The sequence below is a fragment of the Streptococcus tangpeifui genome, assembly GCF_044503215.1.
GTDB lineage: Bacteria > Bacillota > Bacilli > Lactobacillales > Streptococcaceae > Streptococcus > Streptococcus tangpeifui.
On sequence record NZ_CP172427.1, the window covers coordinates 2,224,854 to 2,244,668 of the forward strand.

At 42.1% G+C, this 19,815-nt stretch carries 19 protein-coding genes; 1 reads left to right on the top strand and 18 read right to left on the bottom strand.

Going from position 1 to position 19,815, the window contains the following annotated elements; translation table 11 throughout:
• The first annotated feature begins 85 nt into the window (after positions 1-85).
• A complete protein-coding gene (locus ACFSN5_RS10275; protein ID WP_004226562.1) occupies positions 86-628 on the top strand; it encodes a TetR/AcrR family transcriptional regulator in 543 nt (180 codons plus the stop codon).
• A 109-nt stretch (positions 629-737) separates the two neighbouring features.
• On the opposite strand, the gene rpsD is transcribed toward ACFSN5_RS10275, so the two are convergent.
• The 18 genes from rpsD to yfmH form a co-directional block, all read right to left on the bottom strand.
• Positions 738-1,349: a 30S ribosomal protein S4 gene (rpsD, locus tag ACFSN5_RS10280; protein WP_004225730.1), complete on the bottom strand. Its 612-nt coding sequence runs from the start codon at positions 1,347-1,349 to the stop codon at positions 738-740.
• A gap of 388 nt (positions 1,350-1,737) precedes the next feature.
• Positions 1,738-2,010, bottom strand: a complete 273-nt coding sequence (locus ACFSN5_RS10285) for a Veg family protein (RefSeq protein WP_004225762.1) — start codon at positions 2,008-2,010, stop codon at positions 1,738-1,740.
• A gap of 8 nt (positions 2,011-2,018) precedes the next feature.
• Positions 2,019-3,377 carry a replicative DNA helicase gene (dnaB, locus tag ACFSN5_RS10290; protein WP_004229557.1) on the bottom strand — a complete coding sequence of 453 codons (1,359 nt, stop codon included), beginning with the start codon at positions 3,375-3,377 and terminating at the stop codon, positions 2,019-2,021.
• A gap of 157 nt (positions 3,378-3,534) precedes the next feature.
• A complete protein-coding gene (rplI, locus tag ACFSN5_RS10295) occupies positions 3,535-3,987 on the bottom strand; it encodes a 50S ribosomal protein L9 (RefSeq protein ID WP_004226792.1) in 453 nt (150 codons plus the stop codon).
• 1 nt (position 3,988) lies between these two features.
• A complete protein-coding gene (locus tag ACFSN5_RS10300; RefSeq protein ID WP_165329462.1) occupies positions 3,989-5,950 on the bottom strand; it encodes a DHH family phosphoesterase in 1,962 nt (653 codons plus the stop codon).
• An 80-nt stretch (positions 5,951-6,030) separates the two neighbouring features.
• Positions 6,031-7,929 carry a tRNA uridine-5-carboxymethylaminomethyl(34) synthesis enzyme MnmG gene (gene mnmG / locus ACFSN5_RS10305; RefSeq protein WP_165329461.1) on the bottom strand — a complete coding sequence of 633 codons (1,899 nt, stop codon included), beginning with the start codon at positions 7,927-7,929 and terminating at the stop codon, positions 6,031-6,033.
• Positions 7,926-8,654 (bottom strand): hypothetical protein, encoded by a 729-nt coding sequence (locus ACFSN5_RS10310; RefSeq protein ID WP_165212546.1) that lies wholly within the window; start codon positions 8,652-8,654, stop codon positions 7,926-7,928. The genes mnmG and ACFSN5_RS10310 overlap by 4 nt, the downstream gene beginning before the upstream one ends.
• A 126-nt stretch (positions 8,655-8,780) precedes the next feature.
• Entirely contained in the window at positions 8,781-9,413 is a 633-nt protein-coding gene (locus ACFSN5_RS10315) for an RpiB/LacA/LacB family sugar-phosphate isomerase (RefSeq protein WP_165212548.1), read from the bottom strand.
• Positions 9,414-9,441: 28 nt separating this feature from the next.
• Positions 9,442-10,563: a tRNA 2-thiouridine(34) synthase MnmA gene (gene mnmA / locus ACFSN5_RS10320; protein WP_165212550.1), complete on the bottom strand. Its 1,122-nt coding sequence runs from the start codon at positions 10,561-10,563 to the stop codon at positions 9,442-9,444.
• Between the two features lie 216 nt (positions 10,564-10,779).
• A complete protein-coding gene (locus ACFSN5_RS10325) occupies positions 10,780-12,492 on the bottom strand; it encodes a hypothetical protein (RefSeq protein WP_165212552.1) in 1,713 nt (570 codons plus the stop codon).
• Positions 12,493-12,668: 176 nt separating this feature from the next.
• The gene (locus ACFSN5_RS10330) at positions 12,669-13,289 is read right to left on the bottom strand and encodes a transglycosylase SLT domain-containing protein (RefSeq protein ID WP_165212554.1); all 621 of its coding nucleotides are present in this window, start codon (positions 13,287-13,289) and stop codon (positions 12,669-12,671) included.
• Between the two features lie 162 nt (positions 13,290-13,451).
• The gene (locus tag ACFSN5_RS10335) at positions 13,452-14,483 is read right to left on the bottom strand and encodes a LysM peptidoglycan-binding domain-containing protein (protein ID WP_165212556.1); all 1,032 of its coding nucleotides are present in this window, start codon (positions 14,481-14,483) and stop codon (positions 13,452-13,454) included.
• 137 nt (positions 14,484-14,620) lie between these two features.
• Positions 14,621-15,418: an energy-coupling factor transporter transmembrane component T family protein gene (locus tag ACFSN5_RS10340; protein ID WP_165212558.1), complete on the bottom strand. Its 798-nt coding sequence runs from the start codon at positions 15,416-15,418 to the stop codon at positions 14,621-14,623.
• Entirely contained in the window at positions 15,411-16,250 is an 840-nt protein-coding gene (locus ACFSN5_RS10345; protein ID WP_165212560.1) for an energy-coupling factor ABC transporter ATP-binding protein, read from the bottom strand. Before ACFSN5_RS10345 ends, ACFSN5_RS10340 begins: the two co-directional genes overlap by 8 nt.
• The gene (locus ACFSN5_RS10350; RefSeq protein WP_165212562.1) at positions 16,226-17,056 is read right to left on the bottom strand and encodes an energy-coupling factor ABC transporter ATP-binding protein; all 831 of its coding nucleotides are present in this window, start codon (positions 17,054-17,056) and stop codon (positions 16,226-16,228) included. The genes ACFSN5_RS10345 and ACFSN5_RS10350 overlap by 25 nt, the downstream gene beginning before the upstream one ends.
• 2 nt (positions 17,057-17,058) lie before the next feature.
• Positions 17,059-17,601 carry a CDP-diacylglycerol--glycerol-3-phosphate 3-phosphatidyltransferase gene (gene pgsA, locus ACFSN5_RS10355; protein WP_165212564.1) on the bottom strand — a complete coding sequence of 181 codons (543 nt, stop codon included), beginning with the start codon at positions 17,599-17,601 and terminating at the stop codon, positions 17,059-17,061.
• An 11-nt stretch (positions 17,602-17,612) separates the two neighbouring features.
• A complete protein-coding gene (locus ACFSN5_RS10360) occupies positions 17,613-18,482 on the bottom strand; it encodes a helix-turn-helix domain-containing protein (protein WP_165212566.1) in 870 nt (289 codons plus the stop codon).
• Between the two features lie 60 nt (positions 18,483-18,542).
• Complete coding sequence (gene yfmH, locus ACFSN5_RS10365; RefSeq protein ID WP_165212568.1) at positions 18,543-19,814, bottom strand: EF-P 5-aminopentanol modification-associated protein YfmH; 1,272 nt, start codon at positions 19,812-19,814, stop codon at positions 18,543-18,545.
• Between the last annotated feature and the right edge of the window lies 1 nt (position 19,815).

Genomic DNA, 19,815 nt, shown 5'->3' on the forward strand with positions numbered 1-19,815 from the left:
ATATTATACAAGTAAGAAGTATTTTTTCAAGGTTCTAACCCTTTATTTTAGACACCTTGTATAATATTGTTCAAAAGGAGATGCGATGACAAAAGACAGTCGAAAAACACGCACGCGCCAGGCTTTAGAAAAGGCCATGGTCGAGCTATTAATTGAGAAAGATTTTGATGAAATTACTACCAGTCAACTGGCTAAAACGGCTGGTATTAGCCGTTCAAGCTTTTATACTCACTATAAAGATAAGTACGACATGATTGATCAGTACCAGCAAGCTATTTTTAACAAGCTAGAATACGTCTTTGATAAAAATCACATGGATATCGAAGCTACTCTTCTAGAAATTTTTGAATTTTTAGACAGAGAGTCTCTCTTTGCCACCCTAATTACCCAAAACGGCACCAAGGAAATTCAAAATTTTATCCGCAATCACCTGCAGCGTATGATTTCAGCAGATTTCTATAACAGTGATCTGACTCCTCAGCGAACTGCGCTAGAAAAGCTCTACAATAGTGTATTTATCAGTCATGCTATGTTTGGCGTTTACCAAATTTGGATTACTAGGGGCAAAAAGGAGAGTCCTAGACAAATCACCAAACTCTTAATGAACTTGCTTCCCAGCCTTGATTAATGAATTTGATTTATAGCAGAAGGCTCTTGTCTCTGGGACTGGGCCTAATTTTCTCCACAAGAAAAGGCCTTTGGAAAAGATCCAAAAGCCTTTATTCTTACTGATAAAATTAAAGCATCTTGTTATAGAATTCAACGACAAGGGCTTCATTGATTTCTGGGTTGATTTCGTCGCGTTCTGGCAAACGAGTCAATGAACCTTCAAGCTTTTCTTCATCAAATGATACAAAAGCTGGACGACCAACAGTTGCTTCAACAGCTTCCAAGATTGCGGGAACCTTAGCTGATTTTTCACGAACTGAGATCACTTGTCCTGGTTCTACACGGAAGGATGGGATATCAACGCGTTTCCCATCAACCAGAATGTGTCCGTGGTTAACGAACTGACGTGCTTGACGACGGGTTGTCGCCAAACCGAGGCGGTAAACCACATTATCCAAACGACGCTCCAAAAGAAGCATGAAGTTGTAACCAAGTGTTCCTTCTTTGATCTTAGTCGCTTGTACAAACAAGTTACGGAATTGTTTTTCACCTAAACCGTAAGTAAAGCGCAATTTTTGCTTTTCAGCCAATTGTAAACCGTATTCAGAAAGCTTTGAACGGTTGTTTGGACCGTGTTGTCCTGGTACGTAGTTACGACGTGCCAATTCTTTACCTGTCCCTGTAAGCGACAAGCCAAGGCGGCGTGATTGTTTCCAAGATGGACCTGTATAACGTGACATAAAAATGTCCTCCTCTAAAAATTTATGAGGAAATAACGTCTTGGGTAAACCTAATTCGTGCAGATGCCCTTCGCCTAAACAGCCAAGGTTACTGGTTTTTCAGAACATCTGTTGACGAGCTTTATTTTGCCCTGCTGCTATTTCACACAAAGAGTAGTATACCATATAAATGGGGTCTTGTAAAGCACTAAAGTCCTGTAAATCAAGCATTAACTTGGATTAAACGAGGCAAATTAATTTCAAAGGTCCAGAAACCTGATTTATCTTTACTGACCTAAACGAAAAAGCTAGGGTTAGAAGCACTTCCTTTACAAACTTGTCAAGGGGGAATATAAGAGACTCTGAAAAAATTGAAGCAAAGAAAAAAGGCAGTGAAGCCCTTCCTTTTCTAGTCAAAATAGCGAATTAAACTCTTTTGAGTCAAAATATCTGAGTAGGTATAGGATTCTACGTAAGTGTTGCTGATCTCCCCAGGTTGACTGGCGTGATCGCTGTACTCAACGATAAAAAGAGATGGATAAACTTCAATTAGGCGACCGACCTTGGTTTTTTCCCGTTTACGACCATGGTCCAGAGTCATTTCGACCTCTTGGCCCTCATGATTTTTGACATCTTCTTTGATTTTCTTCATTTTAGCTACATCTGCAAATGCATCACTCATTTAATTTTTTACCTTTCTTCAAATTGTGCAATGGATGAAAATTTATTGTATTCCTTTTGGAAAATCAATTTAACCGTTCCCCGGGCTCCAGCTCGGTTTTTTTCCAAAATAACTTCGATGGTATTATCCTCAAGCTGGTCACCGTCTTCCTTGTCCCCCCGCTCATAGTAATCATCACGATAGAGAAAGGCAACAATGTCGGCATCCTGCTCAATGGAACCAGATTCACGGATATCTGAGAGAACTGGACGCTTGTCCTGCCTTTGCTCGACACCACGTGAGAGCTGGCTAAGAGCAATAACAGGGACTTTTAATTCCTTGGCCAAAATCTTGAGCTGACGGGAAATATCAGAGACTTCTTGTTGACGATTTTCTGATCGAGTTCCTGTAATCAACTGGAGGTAGTCAATAACAATCAGGCCAAGGCCGCCAAGCTCCTGAGCCAGTTTTCTGGAGCGGGCTCGGATTTCTGTCACCTTAATCCCAGGAGTGTCATCAATATAAATCGGAGCATCAGCTAAGGTTCCTTGAGCCAAAGTCAGGTTTTGCCAATCTTGGTCGGTAAGCTGACCTGTCCGCAGATTGTGAGAATCAACTAAGCCTTCGGCTGCCAACATCCGATTGACCAGACTGTCTGCACCCATTTCCAGCGAGAAGATGGCTACAGGGGCATTTTGCTTGGTACCGACGTTCTGGGCAATATTGAGGACAAAAGCAGTCTTACCAACTGCAGGACGGGCCGCCAAGATAACTAGTTGATCAGGGTGGAGACCTGTCGTAATCTTATCCAAATCGCGAAAACCAGTTGGTAGACCAGTAATTTCGGAAGTTTGTTGTGAGCGCTCTTCTAGAGCTTCATAGTTTTCTTTGAGGACATCAGAAATTTTACGAAAACCACTGTTGCTGGAACGTTCATTGATATCAACCAGAGCCTTTTCAGCGTGGGCAATAATATCATCTGATTCAATTGAGCCATCATAAGCTTCATTGACTGTCTCGGTCAAGCGATTTATGATATTGCGAAGCATGGCCTTTTCAGCCACAATTTTAGCATAATACTCGGCATTGGCACTGGTTGGTACACTGTTGACCAACTCGACCAAATAGGCAAGACCGCCGATATTTTGTAAGTCGTCTTGGCTATCTAGGATAGCCCGAACAGTCGTAGCATCAATGGCATCATTGCGGTCGTTTAGCGTTATCATAGCGTTGAAGATAACCCTGTGCGAATATTTATAGAAATCTTCAGGCTCAATATATTCCCGAACAGAAATCAGCTTATCTGGGCTAATAAAAATAGAGCCCAAGACAGCTTGCTCAGCAAGCAAATCTTGCGGTTGGACCCGCAACTCCTGAGCTTCTGGCATACGTCTTACCTCCTTGCTAAGAATGGTCTCAACTGCTGAACCAAGGACTCGTCGTTATAAAATGATGATTGAGCATTTTCTCAATCACATTACAAGTCCCAGAGTGAATTTCTTGCGATAGGAAACTTACTTAACAGGCAGTTGACAAGTCTGTCAACTAGGCTTGGTCAATTTTTAACTTGATTTGTCCCTCAACCTCCTTGTGAAGCTTGACAGGAACCTCAATCAAACCAATCGCTCGAATAGGATGATCCATTTCAATAGAACGCTTATCAATCGTGATACCAAATTGCTTGTGCAGCTCTTCGGCGATTTTTTTAGCTGTGATAGAGCCAAAGGTCCGACCATCTGGACCAACTTTTTCGCTGAATTGAACCCGAGTTTCTTCTTTGGCTAATTGCGCCTTAACAGCCTTGGCTTCTGCTAAAATTTCGGCAGCTGCTTTGGCTTCTGATTTTTGCTTACCCTTGAGCTCATTGATAGCTTGTCGGGTTGCTTCCTTGGCCAGCTGCTTTTTCAAAAGGAAATTTTGAGCATAGCCTGTTGGGACTTCCTTGATTTCGCCCTTTTTTCCTTTACCTTTAACATCTGCTAGAAAAATAACTTTCATCTTAGGTTTCCTCCTCAAGAATTTGGTCAATAATGTCTGTTAACTCATAATACGTTTGCTTGACAGTCTTGTCATCTAGTTGACAAGCCGCTAAATTAAAGTGACCGCCGCCACCCATTTCTTCCATAATCCGTTGAACGTTGATTTTATCACGACTGCGAGCCGAAACGGCAGTTTGACCAGAAGGGTTTTTGGCAATGACAAAGCTAGCTTCGATATTGGCCATTGACAGAAGGGTGTCAGCTGCTTTACTGGCAATGATATTGCTGTAAGCTTGATCCTCTGGTCCACAGGCAATAATCATATTGCCACCATAGGATTGACCTGTCAAGATGAGCTCATTAACTTGGCGATAGTCATCAAAGTCGGTTGCTGAAATTTTTTGAATTTCCGTACTGTCGCTACCCATGGTTCGCAGGTAACTAGCCACATCAAAGGTTCGATTGGTAACTCGAGCTGAGAAGTTCTTGGTATCCAGCATAATCCCAGCCATTAGGAGACTGGCTTGGATCTTGGACAGGGGCTCCTTGCCATTTTGGAATTGAAGCAACTCGGTCACCAATTCACTCGCAGAGCTGGCTCCACTTTCGATAAAGGTTAGAATGGCCTTGTCAGGAAAATCTTCATCTCGCCGATGGTGGTCAACTACAATAACTTCTGTAAACTTATCGTAAAGCTCTCTTGACAGGGTCAGACCCAATTTGGAGTGATCCACCATAATCAAGAGGTCATTGTCACTTGCTTGTACTAAAGCTTGATCAAGAGTGACTAGAGTCGTTTTCCCTTCTTCTTGTAAACGTTTAACAGCTCGAGCAATATCGGTGTTCATATCTTGCTCATCATAAACCGCAAAACTGTTTTCTAGGATATTAGCTGCAAAATGTTGCATCCCAACTGAAGCACCCAAGGCATCCATATCCAAGCGGCTATGGCCGACAACAAAAACCTGTTCAGCACTCTTTATGCGATCAGAGATAGCAGTCATCATGGCTCGAGTCCGCGTTCTGGACCGTTTGACTGTTGAAGCAGTTCCGCCACCAAAGTAGAGAGCCTTCTTATGCTCATCTGTCTCCTTAATAACAGCCTGATCACCGCCCCGCATCAGGGCAATGTTGAGGTTCTGCAGAGCGGTCTGACCAATTTGTTGATGGTTGTCTTCCCCAAAGGAAATCCCCATACTGAGGGTCAAAGGCAGTTCCAAGTTTCTAGCTTCATTGCGGAAATTTTCCAGAACTGTAAACTTATCATCAATCAAAGCTGCTAGTACCTTGTAATCACTGAAGAAATAAAAGCGATCCATACTAACCCGACGATAGTAAATCTGATGCTGACCAGCAAAATTAGAAATAAAATTAGCAATGAAACTGTTGATTTGGGCCACATCGGTATCAGATAAGTTGGTCGTGATATCATCGTAGTTGTCAACAGAAATAACCCCAATAACCGGACGCTTTAGAGAACTATCAAAACCTACCTCTGTCCCTACAGAATCGAAGAAATAAAAGAGTCCGGCAGATAGATCAATATTGACCACATAGATATGGTCATTGACTTGGATACGATGGTTGGCGGAACCAGCCTTCTGCTCCTGGATCGTTGTTCGCAAAAGATCGACATTGAACTCCCCTTCATCATTAGTAAAAATCAACTCTGCATAGGGATTGAACCAGCCGATATCATCCGTTTCAGGGTCAAATTGTACCACTCCAACAGGCATCTTATCAAGGAGAGACTTGAGACTGAGCTCCGTTTGATCATTGAGCCGCTCGATCTGTTCCAATTCTGATAATTCATAGGCCTGCTTTTGGTAATACAGCAAACCGACCATAGCTACTAGGACGACAAAAATAGCCAGAAGGAGAGCTGTTTGCGAGCTCATGGTCCTGACACAGATGGCTAGAATTCCAAAGAAAATTAAGCCAATCATCACAAGATGGATGGTCTCTAAACGAATTTTTCTCATTATTAAACCTCTTAATCTCCTTATTATATCATAAGAGGCCCTAAAATCCTAGGTCTCTTTTAGCTATTAAAACAAGGGGGTTAGGATTTACGGCTGGCCTTTTGATTGCCCTCTAAATAGACCATGAGAATGGAAATATCAGCTGGATTGACGCCTGAGATCCGACTGGCTTGGCCGATGGTTTCAGGATTGATCTTTTTGAATTTCTGGCGGGCTTCGGTGGCGATGGAGTCAATGTCGTCCCAGTCAATATTAGCAGGAATTTTCTTTTCTTCCATGCGCTTCATCTTGGCCACTTGATCCAAAGCCTTGTTGATGTAGCCTTCATACTTGATTTCGGTTTCGAGTAGTTCGATCACTTTGGGACTGAGATCCTCCGCAGCTGATCCGATGAATTTGACCACATCTGAGTAGCCGATCTCTGGACGACGCATAAACTCTTTGGCTGTTACTGCATCTGTCAAGGGCTTAAATCCCATAGCAACAACCTGCTGATTAGTGTCTTTGACAGGTTTTAGTTTATGGGTTGACAGACGTGTCATTTCATTGTCAAACTGGGCTTTCTTAATCTCGAAGCTGAGCCAACGCTCTTCATCAACCAGACCGACTTGACGACCGATTGGAGTTAAGCGCATATCAGCATTGTCATGGCGCAAAATGAGGCGGTACTCGGCACGAGAAGTGAGAAGGCGGTAAGGCTCCAGGGTTCCTTTTGTCACCAAGTCATCAATCATAACACCAATATAGGCATCGCTGCGCTTAAGAATAAGCTCAGGCTTGCCTTGCACCTTGAGAGCTGCATTGATTCCAGCCACTAAGCCTTGACCGGCTGCTTCCTCATAACCTGAAGTGCCATTGGTTTGACCTGCTGTAAAGAGACCAGAGATCAGCTTGGTTTCAAGAGTAGCCCGCAGCTGGTGGGGCAGGACAATATCGTATTCGATAGCATAGCCTGTGCGCATCATCTCTGCTTTTTCTAGGCCTTTGATGGAGCGCAGCAACTCTCTTTGAACGTCCTCAGGCAGGCTGGTTGAGAGACCTTGAACGTAAACTTCTTCTGTGTCACGCCCTTCTGGTTCCAGGAAGAGTTGATGGCGATCCTTATCCGAAAAGCGGACAATCTTGTCCTCGATCGATGGGCAGTAGCGGGGTCCAACCCCCTTGACAACACCTGAAAACATAGGAGCGCGGTGGAGGTTTTTATTGATGATGTCATGGCTGGACTGGTTGGTATAGGTCAGCCAACAAGGGACCTGATCCTGCAGGTAATCCTTATCTTTTGACAAGAAAGAGAAATGATTAGGCGTGGTATCGCCCGGTTGGATTTCTGTTTCGTCGTAGTTGATCGTTGAGGCCTTGACACGTGGCGGGGTCCCTGTTTTGAAACGTCCGATTTCAAGCCCTAGTTTTTTAAGGTTGTCAGCTAGAGTTACAGAGGCTAGGCTGTTGTTGGGACCAGAAGAATACTTGAGGTCACCGAGGATGATTTCCCCACGCAGGGCAGTCCCCGTTGTTACCACAACAGCCTTGGCACCATATTTGATCCCAGTTGCCGTGACAACACCGATAACCTTACCATCTTCGATCAAGATATCATCGATCATGCTTTGGCGCAGGGTTAAGTTTTCCTGCTGCTCAACGGTGTGTTTCATCTCACGCGCATAGAGAGCCTTATCAGCCTGGGCACGCAGGGCACGAACCGCTGGACCCTTACCGGTATTGAGCATCTTCATTTGGATGTAGGTCTTGTCGATGTTCTTGCCCATCTCACCGCCCAGCGCATCGATCTCACGCACCACGATCCCCTTGGCAGAGCCGCCGATGGACGGATTGCAGGGCATAAAGGCCAGCATCTCAAGGTTGATGGTAGCCAGCAAGGTCTTACAGCCCATCCGGCTGGCAGCCAAGCTAGCTTCAACACCAGCATGCCCAGCCCCGACCACGATAACGTCAAATTCTTCTGCAAATATGTGTGTCATTTGTATCTTCTCCTTACTTTTCCTCTTAGAGAGTTGATGTTTGTGTTTGTGCTAGTGTAATATCTGAGAGTTTTTAAGTACCTTTCTAAATTCCATAATTTATATCTTTTCCCAAATAAGGGATCTCCAAATAAAAAAGGAGTTGCGAAATAAACCACACCTAGTGCAGCTACAAACATAGCAATTAAGACCAAAATGTAGATTTGTATCATTTTTTCATTTACTTTTGAATGAGTTATTACAGCTGTAAGAAAAGCAATACTAGGACTTAAGAGAACTATCACAACCAGTTTACCAATTGTCGAAAGTAACCAATTTCTCGTTTCTTTTCTTTGATTTTCAACTTGGAATAATTCTGACAAGAGAAGATCAATATTTTCTCTTGTCATTTCAATATCTATTTTCTCTGGAATCCTTTTAGCACGTTTCATATGTGCTTCACTTGATGTATATTCATTGTTTGTTTTTCTTAGATCTTTGGATTGGGAATACAACACAATAAAAGTTACGATTATCCCAATTATCCCAAATAATATAATATAGCCGTTATAAGAAAATAAACCATATACAAAAGTAATATACCATATCAATATTATGGTAGCTATAACACAATATCTACGAAACTCTTTTGTGTAATCTATGTTGTTCTTTTCGGCTTCTGCTTTCCTGTCTTCCTTTTCCATATCAGAAATAATCTTCAATAGTCTCTCAACGACCTTGCTCATTTCCCTTCCTCCATACAAAAATAGCCAAAACTCTCGAAAACTGTACGTCAAAAAACGCACAATTCTCATGAGCTTTGACCATCATGATTATTGTTGGGATTAGTTTATCAAAAAATGAAAATCATTTCAATCTCGAAATGCTTGTAGATAGTCTAATAAGGTTTGATTTACTCCATTTTCTTGAAGAAATTGGTAAAAGTCCTGCCTTGCTAAAACCTTATGAAGGAGGACAGGATTGATCTGATCAATAATGTCCAAAAAAGATTTTTTCGTCAGGCTATTCAGCTGCAATAACAAATCAGCTTCTTCCCGCTTACGACTAGCATCTTGAGGTGGATAACCTATTCCAAACTCTCCGTCAAACAGCTTATCTAAGGTATACTGCAAATTTAATTCGGCAGACCAGCCAAAGTTTAGTCCTAGTGATAAGGAGGCAACATTGCCATTATTGATTCTACCAAAAAGATAGGCGTCTTGAGGGGTTTGGATAAAACCAGCTCGCAAGCCTGGTAGGCTATTGCAAGCCATCATCATTCCTTGTCCAGACGAGCATCCTGAAACCACAAAATCTAAGCTCCCTGTTTCAATCAGCAGGCTAATCATGATAGCCACTTCAACATAGGAATAATTGACGGTTTCGTTCGGAAAGATACCAAGATTAAAAACATCATGTTTTTGTTGAGTCGCTTTGATAACCGCTTGATAAAGCAAATCATTGACATCAACTCGTGTACTAGCTTGAATAACTCCAACTTTCATTTCTTAAATACCTTTACAACAGTGTCAACTAAATATACTGGCAAGCCTTCTCATCTTTATAGGCCATATCAATGATACCACCACCAAGGCATTCGTCACCATCGTAGAAGACAACAGCTTGTCCTGGTGTGATGGCACGCTGAGGCTCATCAAAGATGACCTCTGCCTTGTCGCCTGACACCTTGACAGTTACTTTACTGTCTGGTTGACGGTAGCGGAATTTGGCTGTGCATTCAAAGCTGAATTCCTCAGGCATATCACGGGTGAAGTGAACTTGACTAGCCTGTAAAGAGGTTGACATGAGGGACTCATGGTAGAAACCTTGGCCGACATAGAGGATATTTTGTGATAAGTCCTTGCCGACAACGAACCAAGGGGCATTGTCACCGCCGTGCTGGCCGCCGATTCCCAGACCGCCGCGCTGGCCAATGGTGTAGTACATAAGACCGGCATGCTCACCCATATCACGACCATCAACGGTCATCATGCGACCGGGTTGCGCTGGTAGGTAGTTTCCTAAGAACTCTTTGAAGTTCTTTTCACCGATGAAACAGATACCGGTCGAGTCTTTCTTTTTAGCGGTCGCTAGACCAGCTGCTTCGGCAATACAGCGCACTTCAGGCTTTTCAAGATGCCCCAGAGGGAACATGACCTTTTGCAGCTGCTCCTGTGAGAGCTGGCTGAGGAAATAGGTTTGATCCTTATTGTTGTCAGCCCCACGCAGCATGTGGACAGTGCCGTCTTGGTCACGGCTAACTTGGGCATAGTGCCCAGTTGCCACGTAGTCAGCGCCCAGACTCATAGCGTAATCAAGGAAAGCTTTGAACTTGATTTCCTTGTTGCACATGACATCTGGATTTGGCGTACGTCCGGCACGGTACTCGGCCAAGAAGTATTCAAAAACACGATCCCAGTACTCTTTCTCAAAGTTGACAGAGTAGTAGGGGATTCCAATCTGGTCTGCAACTGCTGCGACGTCCTTATAATCTTCAGTCGCTGTGCAGACACCGAACTCATCCGTGTCGTCCCAGTTTTTCATGAAGACGCCGATGACATCATAGCCCTGCTGTTTGAGCAAGAGGGCTGTTACTGATGAATCAACACCGCCACTCATCCCAACGACGACACGTGTTTTAGCATTATCCGTCATAGATAATCTCCCATCAAATATAAGATGCTCAGGACTAAAAAGGCTAAAATACAGCTGTTTTTAGCCCCTGCTCAATTGGAAATAGTGACCTAAATTTAGCCACTATTTCTTGGTTAACATAGACTTGAAGGGTCTAGTTATTCAACAATCGATTTGAAGGTCGACAGTGAAAAACGGCGTTAGCAAGGCTAACACCGTAAAAGATTATAACATGATTTAATCAGAAAGCAAAACTTGGAAACTACGCCTGCGAGTTTTGTGGTAGAGCCAGAAAACAGCTAAGCCTAACCAGCTAAAAATAGTTAACCAAAGGACCACCGTAAAGTAAGTGGGAACTGTAAAGTTAACTGTCAACTTATTGACACCCTTGTGGTCTGCTACCGTTGGAATTCCAAAGGCTGATAGACTATAATCTTTTGGGGTCAAGGCCTTGTTATTTAAAAGCAGGCTGGTCTTCTTATAAACTGTTACTGGCAACTCAGTCTGGCCACCATTGGAAGTCCATGTTATGGTCAAACTGCCATCATTATTGACAGTTTTTGTAAAGCCAGATTTGAAAATAACCTTTTCAGCATAGTAATCATAGGCATTGTAACCCTTAGTCGAACTGTAAATTGGGAGGTAGTCAGGTGTTGATTTTCTAATTTTTCCAAGAAGGTCAGCCAGATCTTTATCAAAAACAGCCTGATATTCCTCTTCGTAAGTCCCTACTAAATGAACATGCCTTGTAGGCTCTAAAACATGTTGCTCTGTCTCGGCTTTATGTGCTTTTTGATAAGCTCCGTCAATAGCCTGCAAACCTCCAGCAAAGGCCAAGACAACTAAGATCCAGCTGATCGGTTTACGCCACTTGACAAAGTGATTGAGAGTCATACCGCCAATCAAAAGCAATAAAATTGTAGCCGGAATAAAGAAGCGAAAAGGAAATTGGATTAACTGAGCAAACTTTACACCATGATTAACCAGCCAATTCCAAGGAATAATACTGGTCGAAAGGAGGATAAACAGGAGATAGACTGAGTGCAAAATTCGTTTCCAGTTGGCCATACTGCACCAACGAAAAAGAACATAGCCTACTTGCCCGATAAGAAAAAGAACCAAAGAATAAGGAGCTGTAATCCAATAAGTCGAACCTGTATTAATAGCATTGTTATTCATTAAATCATTGATGAAAGGATCTAATAACTGATTATCCTTTTTTAAAAACAGTAAGGCAACCCAAACGTTAGCTGTTAAAAGAAGAGTTAATCCCGTTGATATAAGACCCTGTATCATAATTTTCATTTTTTTCTTGCTTTGAAAAAAACCATAAACAAAGAAGGGAATATACATGATTACTAAAAAGAGTGTGCTCAGCAGATGAATTTGAAAAATCAGACTGATGGCAAAAGCTAGCTGTAGGGGGTGAACTTCTTTATAAAAGGTAAATCTGATAGCAGGGATGAAACAAAAAGGCATGACGGCTGCTCCCCAGCTGCTGAAACCTTGTCTAATAGTCCAGTATTGGATTGAGAAGGTCGTCACATAAAGTAGGGCAATAGGAAGAGAGATTTCTTCTTTAATCTTGGCTGCCTTAAGCAGGGCGTACATAGACAGGCCGGCAATAAGTCCCAGTATAAAACGGGACACGAGCTGGTAGCCAAACCAAGTGCGACCGATAAGGACTAGCAAGCCTTGAAAATAAGCAAAAAAAGGGCCGTAGACTGCATTAACAATCCGACCAGATTGTTGAAAGCCATAAATCGAAATGAAGTAAGAAAAATTCCAATGCTTAATCTGCATAGCAGCTTCATAGAAGCGATTGTAATGAAAAATGGAATCTGATCCAAAAATAATCCCTTTAGTCACCCACTGGGGAAGCAATAAAAGAAAAGAAAATAAGGCAAGCAAAAGAAAGGGCCTTATTTTTAACCAATAGTCTCTTTTCATATCATAAAATCCTCGTAACTTTTTTCATAAACCTAGCTCAAGTATAGCACAAAAAAGTGAATTGCCTGAATTTAGGATTGAAAACTTTCAAGAAACCAAAGCAGCTTATCAACTTATTTTAATAAAAAAAAGCCAGTCTCATGATAGAGATTGGCTTTGAGGTGAAGATTTATATATTACATACCCCAGGCAGACATGCCTTGAGCATTGTAAGCATTTATTGCAGCGTTAACTTGGTCTTGGACAGTGGCTGTTGAACCCCAACCTGGCATGGTTTGGAAAAGACCTGAGGCACCTGAACCATTAGCAACGTTTGGATTCCCATTAGATTCCCGAGCAATGATGTATTCCCAAGTTGCTTGACTCACTCCAGTCGCTGCAGCCATTTGAGCTGCGGCATCTGAGCCAACCGCACCTGCCGTATTACCATTACCGAGAGAATAATTGCTAGGGCTGGCCGTGCTAGCTGCTTGGGTAGCTGTTGCTGGAGCTACATTTGCCTTACTAGCTACCACTTCTGGCTGAACTTGCTCGGACGTTGAATCCATTCCTTCCGACTGAGGGGTTGAGGCTTCTGTTGGAGCTGTTGCTGTTGAAGCCACTGTTTCAGTAGCTTGAACTGCTGCTCCCTCATTTTTACTGTCTGATGTCGACGATAATTCTTCTGCAAATGATGATTCTGACACTGAGATTTTGGTGTGCTCTGAAATAAATCCAAAGACTAAAGCTGCTACAGTTGTCAAAATTGTAATGATAAATAATTTATCAGAAGTTTTTTCAACTCTTCTCTTAGGCATGCCGTACTCCTTTTCAATTAACTTACTCCAATATTCTAACTTAGTATTATTACTAACTAATTGTTTTACTATTAAAAATATTACAATTTATTTTAATTTAAGTGAAAAAGCCCGAAAATTCAACATTTCGAGCTTCATCTTATCGTTCATCAATGCTTTTACTTAGTACCAGCCGTTAGCATTCCAGTAATCAAGGGCTGCTGACCATGAACCATAGCGGCCATTGACATAATCATCTGCCGTCTTTTCTTGGTTTTCTTCGGAAAGGTCATTGTTCAAATAGTCCCTGGTCAATTGGTAGCGGCCGTAATAAGAACCATTCTCTGCTGTATAGCTACCACCAGATTCACGTTGAGCGATCTCTTCCTTAGCTGCTGCATCTGCTGCGCTGAGGTTTGAAGAATATCCCGTTGGAGCAGGAGCAGATTCTGGAGCTGGGGCTGTTTCAGGAGCTTCACTTGCAGGAGCGGTATCTTCTTGAGGAGCCTCACTGCTTGCTGTCTCTTCTGAAACAACGGCATTAGCATCTTGTGGCGCCTGAGCTTCTTCAGAACTTGCTGTTTGGCCAGTTTCTTCAGAAGTTGGGGCTTCACTTGTTGTATCAGTTGTTGCCGTTGCTTGATCAGTAGGAGCTTGGTCCTGTGCGGGAGCTTCGCTGCTTGTAGCAGGAGCTTGTGTTGCTGTATCCTCTTGAACAGGAGCTTCTTCCTCTGCTTGAGGCGCTTCACTCGCTGCAACAGAAACAGCCTCTTCTTGAACAGGAACTTCGCTAGTCGCTGCGGTATCTTGACTATAGTCAGTCACCACTGCCTCACTTGTTGCAGAAGTATCAAAGTCTTCTTGAGGTTGGGCTGGAACTTCTTCAGCACTTGCTACTGCTTGGTCAACCGTATTAACATCATCTTGAACAGCTTGGGCAGCACCAAGATTTGATACTGAACCCCCAATTTCAATAGTTTGACCAGCAAAAATAAAATCTGGATTAGAAATATTGTTGGTTTGTGCTAAATTATCAACAGTTGTGTTGTGACTTTCAGCAATTTCTGAGAGGGTATCTCCTGCTTGAACAGTATAAGTCTCAGCGTGAACGACATGCGCAACTGTTGTTGCACCGAAAGCTGCCGCTGCTGACAAACCTGCTAAAGCCAACTTTTTAGAATAACGTATATCTTTTAAAACTGATTTTTTAGACATATAGAAATATGTTCCCTTTCTGAGATGGTATGTTATATATCATACACTTTTATTATTACTCTCCCTTTAGTCTTAGATTAAAAATATTACAGATATTTTTAATCTCTATAAAGAAAAAACGTCTAAGACTAGACGCTTTAGGGGGCTTTAAGAAAGAAGAGGGCTAGACCCAAAATTAATAAGGAAAGCAGAGCAAAACTATCTGCAAGTGCCCAATTTAGTCGGCGATACTTGGTCCGCCCATCACCCCCTCGATAGCCACGCGCCTCCATGGCAATGGCTAAGGCATCCGCCCGCTTAAAGCTAGAGGCGAATAACGGAATTAGGAGGGGGACAATGGATTTAACTTTTTGGATAAGATTTCCTTGGCCAAAATCAACGCCTCGGGCTCGCTGAGCCTTCATAATTCGAGTCGTATCATCCATTAAAGTTGGGACAAAACGCAGACTCAGAGACAGCATCAGACCGATTTCGTGAACCGGAACCTTGAGCGGTTTAAGGGGCTTGAGCAAGGATTCAACAGCATCAGCTAGACTCAAGGGCGTCGTCGTCAGAGTCAACAGAGTTGAAAAACAGATAATTAGGACAAAACGCATAAAAATCAAAGCTGCCTGACCAAGACCATAGTCCGTTATTGTTAAAAACCAAAATTGCCAGAGCAAACTGCCTTTGTGGTTAAAAAATATTTGAAAGGCTGTCGTAAAGAGGATAATCGCGAACATGGACTTGAGACCGTTGAGAAAGAAGGATAGTTTCACTTGAGACAGTAAAATTAAAAAGAGAGTGAAACCAGCCAGCAGAAGGTTGGTAACAAGGTTATTGGCCCAAAAAACGATTACAATAAAGAGAAACATGGCTATTAGTTTACTGCGGGGGTCTAGGCGATGAATGAGAGAAGACCCTGGTACATAGCGCCCTAAGATTAATTTATCCATGCAGATCCTCCACAAATTCATCAATAGTAATAGGCAGGCGGTCCATCGTTAGACCATGTTCCCGTAAGTTTTGAGCAAACTTGGTAATTTTTGGCACACCTAGTTGTTTGCTTTCCAAAAACTCAACCTTTTGGAAGACATCTCTTGGTTGACCGGAAGCTACCAGATGCCCTTTTTCTAAAACATAAACCTGATCAGCATAGTTGGCCACATCATCCATAAGATGGGTGACCAAGACAATCGTTTGACCCTGCTGGTGGAGTTGGGCGAAAAGCTCCATCAGTTCTCGCCGTCCTTTGGGATCAAGTCCAGCTGTTGGTTCATCTAAGACTAAGATTTTTGGCTCCATAGCCAAAATACCAGCGATGGCAACCCGTCGCATTTGTCCACCAGATAAATCAAAGGGATTTTTTTCAAAAAGGTCTGGTGTTAATCCAACTAAGGCTAGTTTTTCTCGAGCAATTTTTTCTGCCTTGTCCCTAGGAACACCGAAGTTTTGCGGACCGAAAGCTACATCTCTAAGGACGGTTTCTTCAAAAAGTTGACTTTCTGGGAATTGAAAAACCATACCGACCTTTTGGCGAACTGACTTGATTTCTTTATTTTTAGAATCTGGATTAATCACTAAATCATCAACTGTCACAGTTCCTTGGGTGGGTAGGTTGAGACCATTTAGCAGCTGCATGATGGTTGACTTGCCACTTCCAGTATGGCCGATAAAGGCCGTGTAAGAGCCATCCAGAATTTCTAAACTAATATCAAAAAGGGCACGCCCTTCAAATGGCGTTCCCGCTTGATAGGTAAAACTTACTTGTTTGAGACTAATGCCCATAGTTCATCTCCTAGTTCAGTTTCATCCAAATAGGGCTTGCTGAGAGCAATCTGATTATCTTTCAAGGCCCTAATAAGCTGCGAGGTGAAGGGAATATCCAAACCTAGGTCCCACAGATCATCCCCTCGACCTAGTAATTGTTCTGGTATTGAACTGGATTCTACTTGACCATCCTTCATGACCAAAACTCGATCGCTCATGGCAACCTCATCCAAATCGTGGGTAATGGAAATAACCGTCATAGCATACTGGTTTCGAACTGTCTGAATCGTTGCCATCAGTTCCAAACGTCCTTCGGGGTCCAGCATGCTGGTAGCTTCATCCAGAATCAGAATGGCTGGTCGCATAGCAACGATACCGGCGATGGCAACTCTTTGTTTCTGACCACCTGAAAGACGAGCTGGTTCTCGCTCAGCAAAGTCAGACATGCCGACCAAATCCAGAGCCTCCCGAACACGAACTTTCATCTCTTCGTAGGGCAGACCTTGATTTTCCAGACCAAAAGCTACATCATCAGCTACAGTCGCACCGACAAATTGATTGTCTGGATTTTGGAAAACCATGCCAATTTGGCGACGCAGGTCCCAGACATTATTTTCGGTCAAAACCTGACCAGCAATCTTGATTTGGCCGGACTCTGCTTCTAACAGTCCATCAATCAGACGAACAACCGTTGATTTTCCTGAACCGTTGTGACCAACGATAGACAGCCATTCGCCTTGTTTCACGTGAAACGTTACATCTTTGAGGACATAGTCCTCTTGATATTTAAAATTTAACTTATCAACTGAGATGATTTCTGTCATAATTATTTAAAAGTGTCTTTAAAGAGGTAACCTGCCCCCTTGAAATAATCATAGCCTGAATAGATGGTAAAGAAGAGAGCGATGTAGAGCAGGATGGTTCCTGGCCAGTAGAGGTGGCAGAGAAGAAAGATGATGGAGAACATTTGAGTAACTGTCTTGATTTTACCTGGCATAGCTGCGGCTAAAACAGTCCCACCATTTTCGACCAAGAGCAAGCGCAAACCTGTAACGGCTAACTCTCGACAGATGATAATAGCTGCAACCCAAGCAGGAGCCATCTTTACTCCAACTAACATGATGAAAGCTGACATAACTAACATTTTATCAGCTAGAGGATCAGCAAATTTACCAAAATTGGTGACAACCTTCCATTTGCGAGCCAAATAACCATCTAAATAGTCTGTAAAGCTGGCAACTGCAAAGACGATTGCTGCAACAATATGCCACTTGATGTCATTTGAAATAGAGGTCAAAATCAAGAAGACGGGAATCATGAAGATACGGATAAGGGTTAAAAGATTGGGGATGTTTTCTTTTTTTGTCATGGTAACTTCCTTTACTTGACGGTTAGGGTGATATAACTTGTACTATCTTTGGTTAAACCTGAAAGATCCAGATTTTCACCATTGATTTTTACACTGACATTATCGATACTAGCTAGAGTAATAACAGATTTGTCAACACCTGATATTAGAGTTGCTGTTGCATTCTTAGTTGTGCTGTTCAGGATGAAGCCTTTTTTACTCATATCAGAATTAGTTACTGAGATAAGATTTTCCTGATCTGAATCCTGAGTGATTTCAATTGTAACCTGATCAGTTTTATCAGTTAATTTTACGGACATACTGGAACCTCTGACCTTAGCCGTCAGTTTATTGTCACTATCACTAGAAGATGGAGTGGTTTCCTGATTAGCTAGTTGACTGGTTTCTCGATCAAGAGAGGAGCTTGGCTGGGCTTCTTGTCTAATCTCATCACTAACTTGAGCATAGATGGCAAATCCTATCAATCCAATAATCAAGACAGTCAAAAGAGACATAAGAACCAAGGGCAGACGACGTTTTGGATTTTCTAGGTATTCAAAACGGTCCGAACGAGACCACTTGGTAAAAGGTTCAACTGTTTTAGGATTTGGACTTTCTTCATCTGTGACTTGATCTAGTTCCTCATGCTCACCCTCAATTTCAATTTGAAAATCTGGATTTTGGTAACCTTCCAACAAAAAATCGCTATCTAGACCAAGATAATCTCCATAAGCTTGGAGATAAGGCTTTAGCTTCTCCTCGACGAGAAATTGAAACTGATTGAGCTCCATCACAGTGATATACTGCATAGGAATGTTCAAATCCATCGACACCTGCTCAACCTTTAAATCTTTGGCGAGACGAGTATCATGGAGATACTCACCAACGCTCGTTTTTTTCATAGTAACACCTCGAGATAATAATTACCCTCTATTATAGCAGATTTCAGCTCAATTTTATAATTAGGTTGGAAAGATTGTAAACTCAGAAGTCACCATTTTCTTAAGTAGTTTTTTACCAAGCTGTTCAAGATCTGGCAGCTGGATTGAAGATAAAATTTCAGGTAAATCCAAATAGGATTCTTCCTTTGTTTGATAAGCCGCTAGCTGATTGGCAAGTTCTTCAATGTCGTCTAAGCTTCTCATAAATTCCCCGTATGCCTCTCGTTTGAGCAAGTCCAAATGTTCCTGATTAAAGTCAGTGGAGGTGGAGAAAGCCTTTAAAACTGATTTGATATTATTAGCCAGTTTAATGGGTTCCATGGTATCCATGCTCAAAATGACAAATTGAAAACGCGAAGAGACTTCAATATCGATATCAAAGGAATCATCTAGCAACCCTTGGTCGTACCAATTTTGATACGTTTGACTGGTCCACCCGAAAAGGAGAGAAAAGAATAGTCGCAAAGATAACTTTCGTTTAAGTAAGGAGCCATTTTCTTCTGGTAAACGAAAACCAAGTGCTAATTTAGGTTTTGCAACATCTAAATTAATGGAACTCCGCTTGATAGGTTTTGTCAAGTTTAATGGAATTTTGTCAACCTTTGTCAACTTAGTAGTAAAGTTTTCTTGAGACTTCTTGATGATGTCAAGAGCTGACTCAAGCTTAAAACTTCCAACTAAAAAAAGGGACATATTAGATGATTGATAGTAGCTTTTATGACTGTCCTTAAGCTGTTCTAAGGTGATTTCATTTAAGCTTTCTCGACTGCCAGCAATATCTTGAGAAAATTTAGTATTAGGATACAAATTTGCTAAAATACCACTGTAAAGTTGGTAGTCAGGGCTGTCAAGGTACATGTCAATCTCTTGGACAATAATCTCTTTTTCTCGCTCAAGTGATTTTTTATCAACATTGATTGTCCTGACAAAACTTTGTAAAAGTTGTAAAGCTTTCTGATTTTCACCCAGACTGGTAAAATAAAAAACTGTCCTTTCAAAACTGGTAAAAGCATTACTATCGGCTCCCAATTCAGAAAATTTCAGACTAGCATCTTGATCATGATCCATTTCAAAAAGTTTATGCTCTAAAAAATGAGCAAGTCCGGCAGGGTACTCCTTAGACCTGTTGTCACTCTTTGACAGCTGCTCGTCAATAGCACCAAAATTTACCTGAAGTAGGGCAGCCATCTCTTGAAAGTCTGATTTTGGCAGAAGATAGATATTCATGTCATTTTCGAGTTTAGTGGCATACAATGTTTCTTTGATAGTAGGATAGTCAATTTTTTCCAGCATC

Coding starts and splice junctions, on each gene's coding strand:
- ACFSN5_RS10275 (WP_004226562.1), top strand. CDS start 86: ATGACAAAAGACAGTCGAAAAACACGCACGCGCCAGGCTTTAGAAAAG.
- rpsD (WP_004225730.1), bottom strand. CDS start 1,349: ATGTCACGTTATACAGGTCCATCTTGGAAACAATCACGCCGCCTTGGC.
- ACFSN5_RS10285 (WP_004225762.1), bottom strand. CDS start 2,010: ATGAGTGATGCATTTGCAGATGTAGCTAAAATGAAGAAAATCAAAGAA.
- dnaB (WP_004229557.1), bottom strand. CDS start 3,377: ATGCCAGAAGCTCAGGAGTTGCGGGTCCAACCGCAAGATTTGCTTGCT.
- rplI (WP_004226792.1), bottom strand. CDS start 3,987: ATGAAAGTTATTTTTCTAGCAGATGTTAAAGGTAAAGGAAAAAAGGGC.
- ACFSN5_RS10300 (WP_165329462.1), bottom strand. CDS start 5,950: ATGAGAAAAATTCGTTTAGAGACCATCCATCTTGTGATGATTGGCTTA.
- mnmG (WP_165329461.1), bottom strand. CDS start 7,929: ATGACACACATATTTGCAGAAGAATTTGACGTTATCGTGGTCGGGGCT.
- ACFSN5_RS10310 (WP_165212546.1), bottom strand. CDS start 8,654: ATGAGCAAGGTCGTTGAGAGACTATTGAAGATTATTTCTGATATGGAA.
- ACFSN5_RS10315 (WP_165212548.1), bottom strand. CDS start 9,413: ATGAAAGTTGGAGTTATTCAAGCTAGTACACGAGTTGATGTCAATGAT.
- mnmA (WP_165212550.1), bottom strand. CDS start 10,563: ATGACGGATAATGCTAAAACACGTGTCGTCGTTGGGATGAGTGGCGGT.
- ACFSN5_RS10325 (WP_165212552.1), bottom strand. CDS start 12,492: ATGAAAAGAGACTATTGGTTAAAAATAAGGCCCTTTCTTTTGCTTGCC.
- ACFSN5_RS10330 (WP_165212554.1), bottom strand. CDS start 13,289: ATGCCTAAGAGAAGAGTTGAAAAAACTTCTGATAAATTATTTATCATT.
- ACFSN5_RS10335 (WP_165212556.1), bottom strand. CDS start 14,483: ATGTCTAAAAAATCAGTTTTAAAAGATATACGTTATTCTAAAAAGTTG.
- ACFSN5_RS10340 (WP_165212558.1), bottom strand. CDS start 15,418: ATGGATAAATTAATCTTAGGGCGCTATGTACCAGGGTCTTCTCTCATT.
- ACFSN5_RS10345 (WP_165212560.1), bottom strand. CDS start 16,250: ATGGGCATTAGTCTCAAACAAGTAAGTTTTACCTATCAAGCGGGAACG.
- ACFSN5_RS10350 (WP_165212562.1), bottom strand. CDS start 17,056: ATGACAGAAATCATCTCAGTTGATAAGTTAAATTTTAAATATCAAGAG.
- pgsA (WP_165212564.1), bottom strand. CDS start 17,601: ATGACAAAAAAAGAAAACATCCCCAATCTTTTAACCCTTATCCGTATC.
- ACFSN5_RS10360 (WP_165212566.1), bottom strand. CDS start 18,482: ATGAAAAAAACGAGCGTTGGTGAGTATCTCCATGATACTCGTCTCGCC.
- yfmH (WP_165212568.1), bottom strand. CDS start 19,814: ATGCTGGAAAAAATTGACTATCCTACTATCAAAGAAACATTGTATGCC.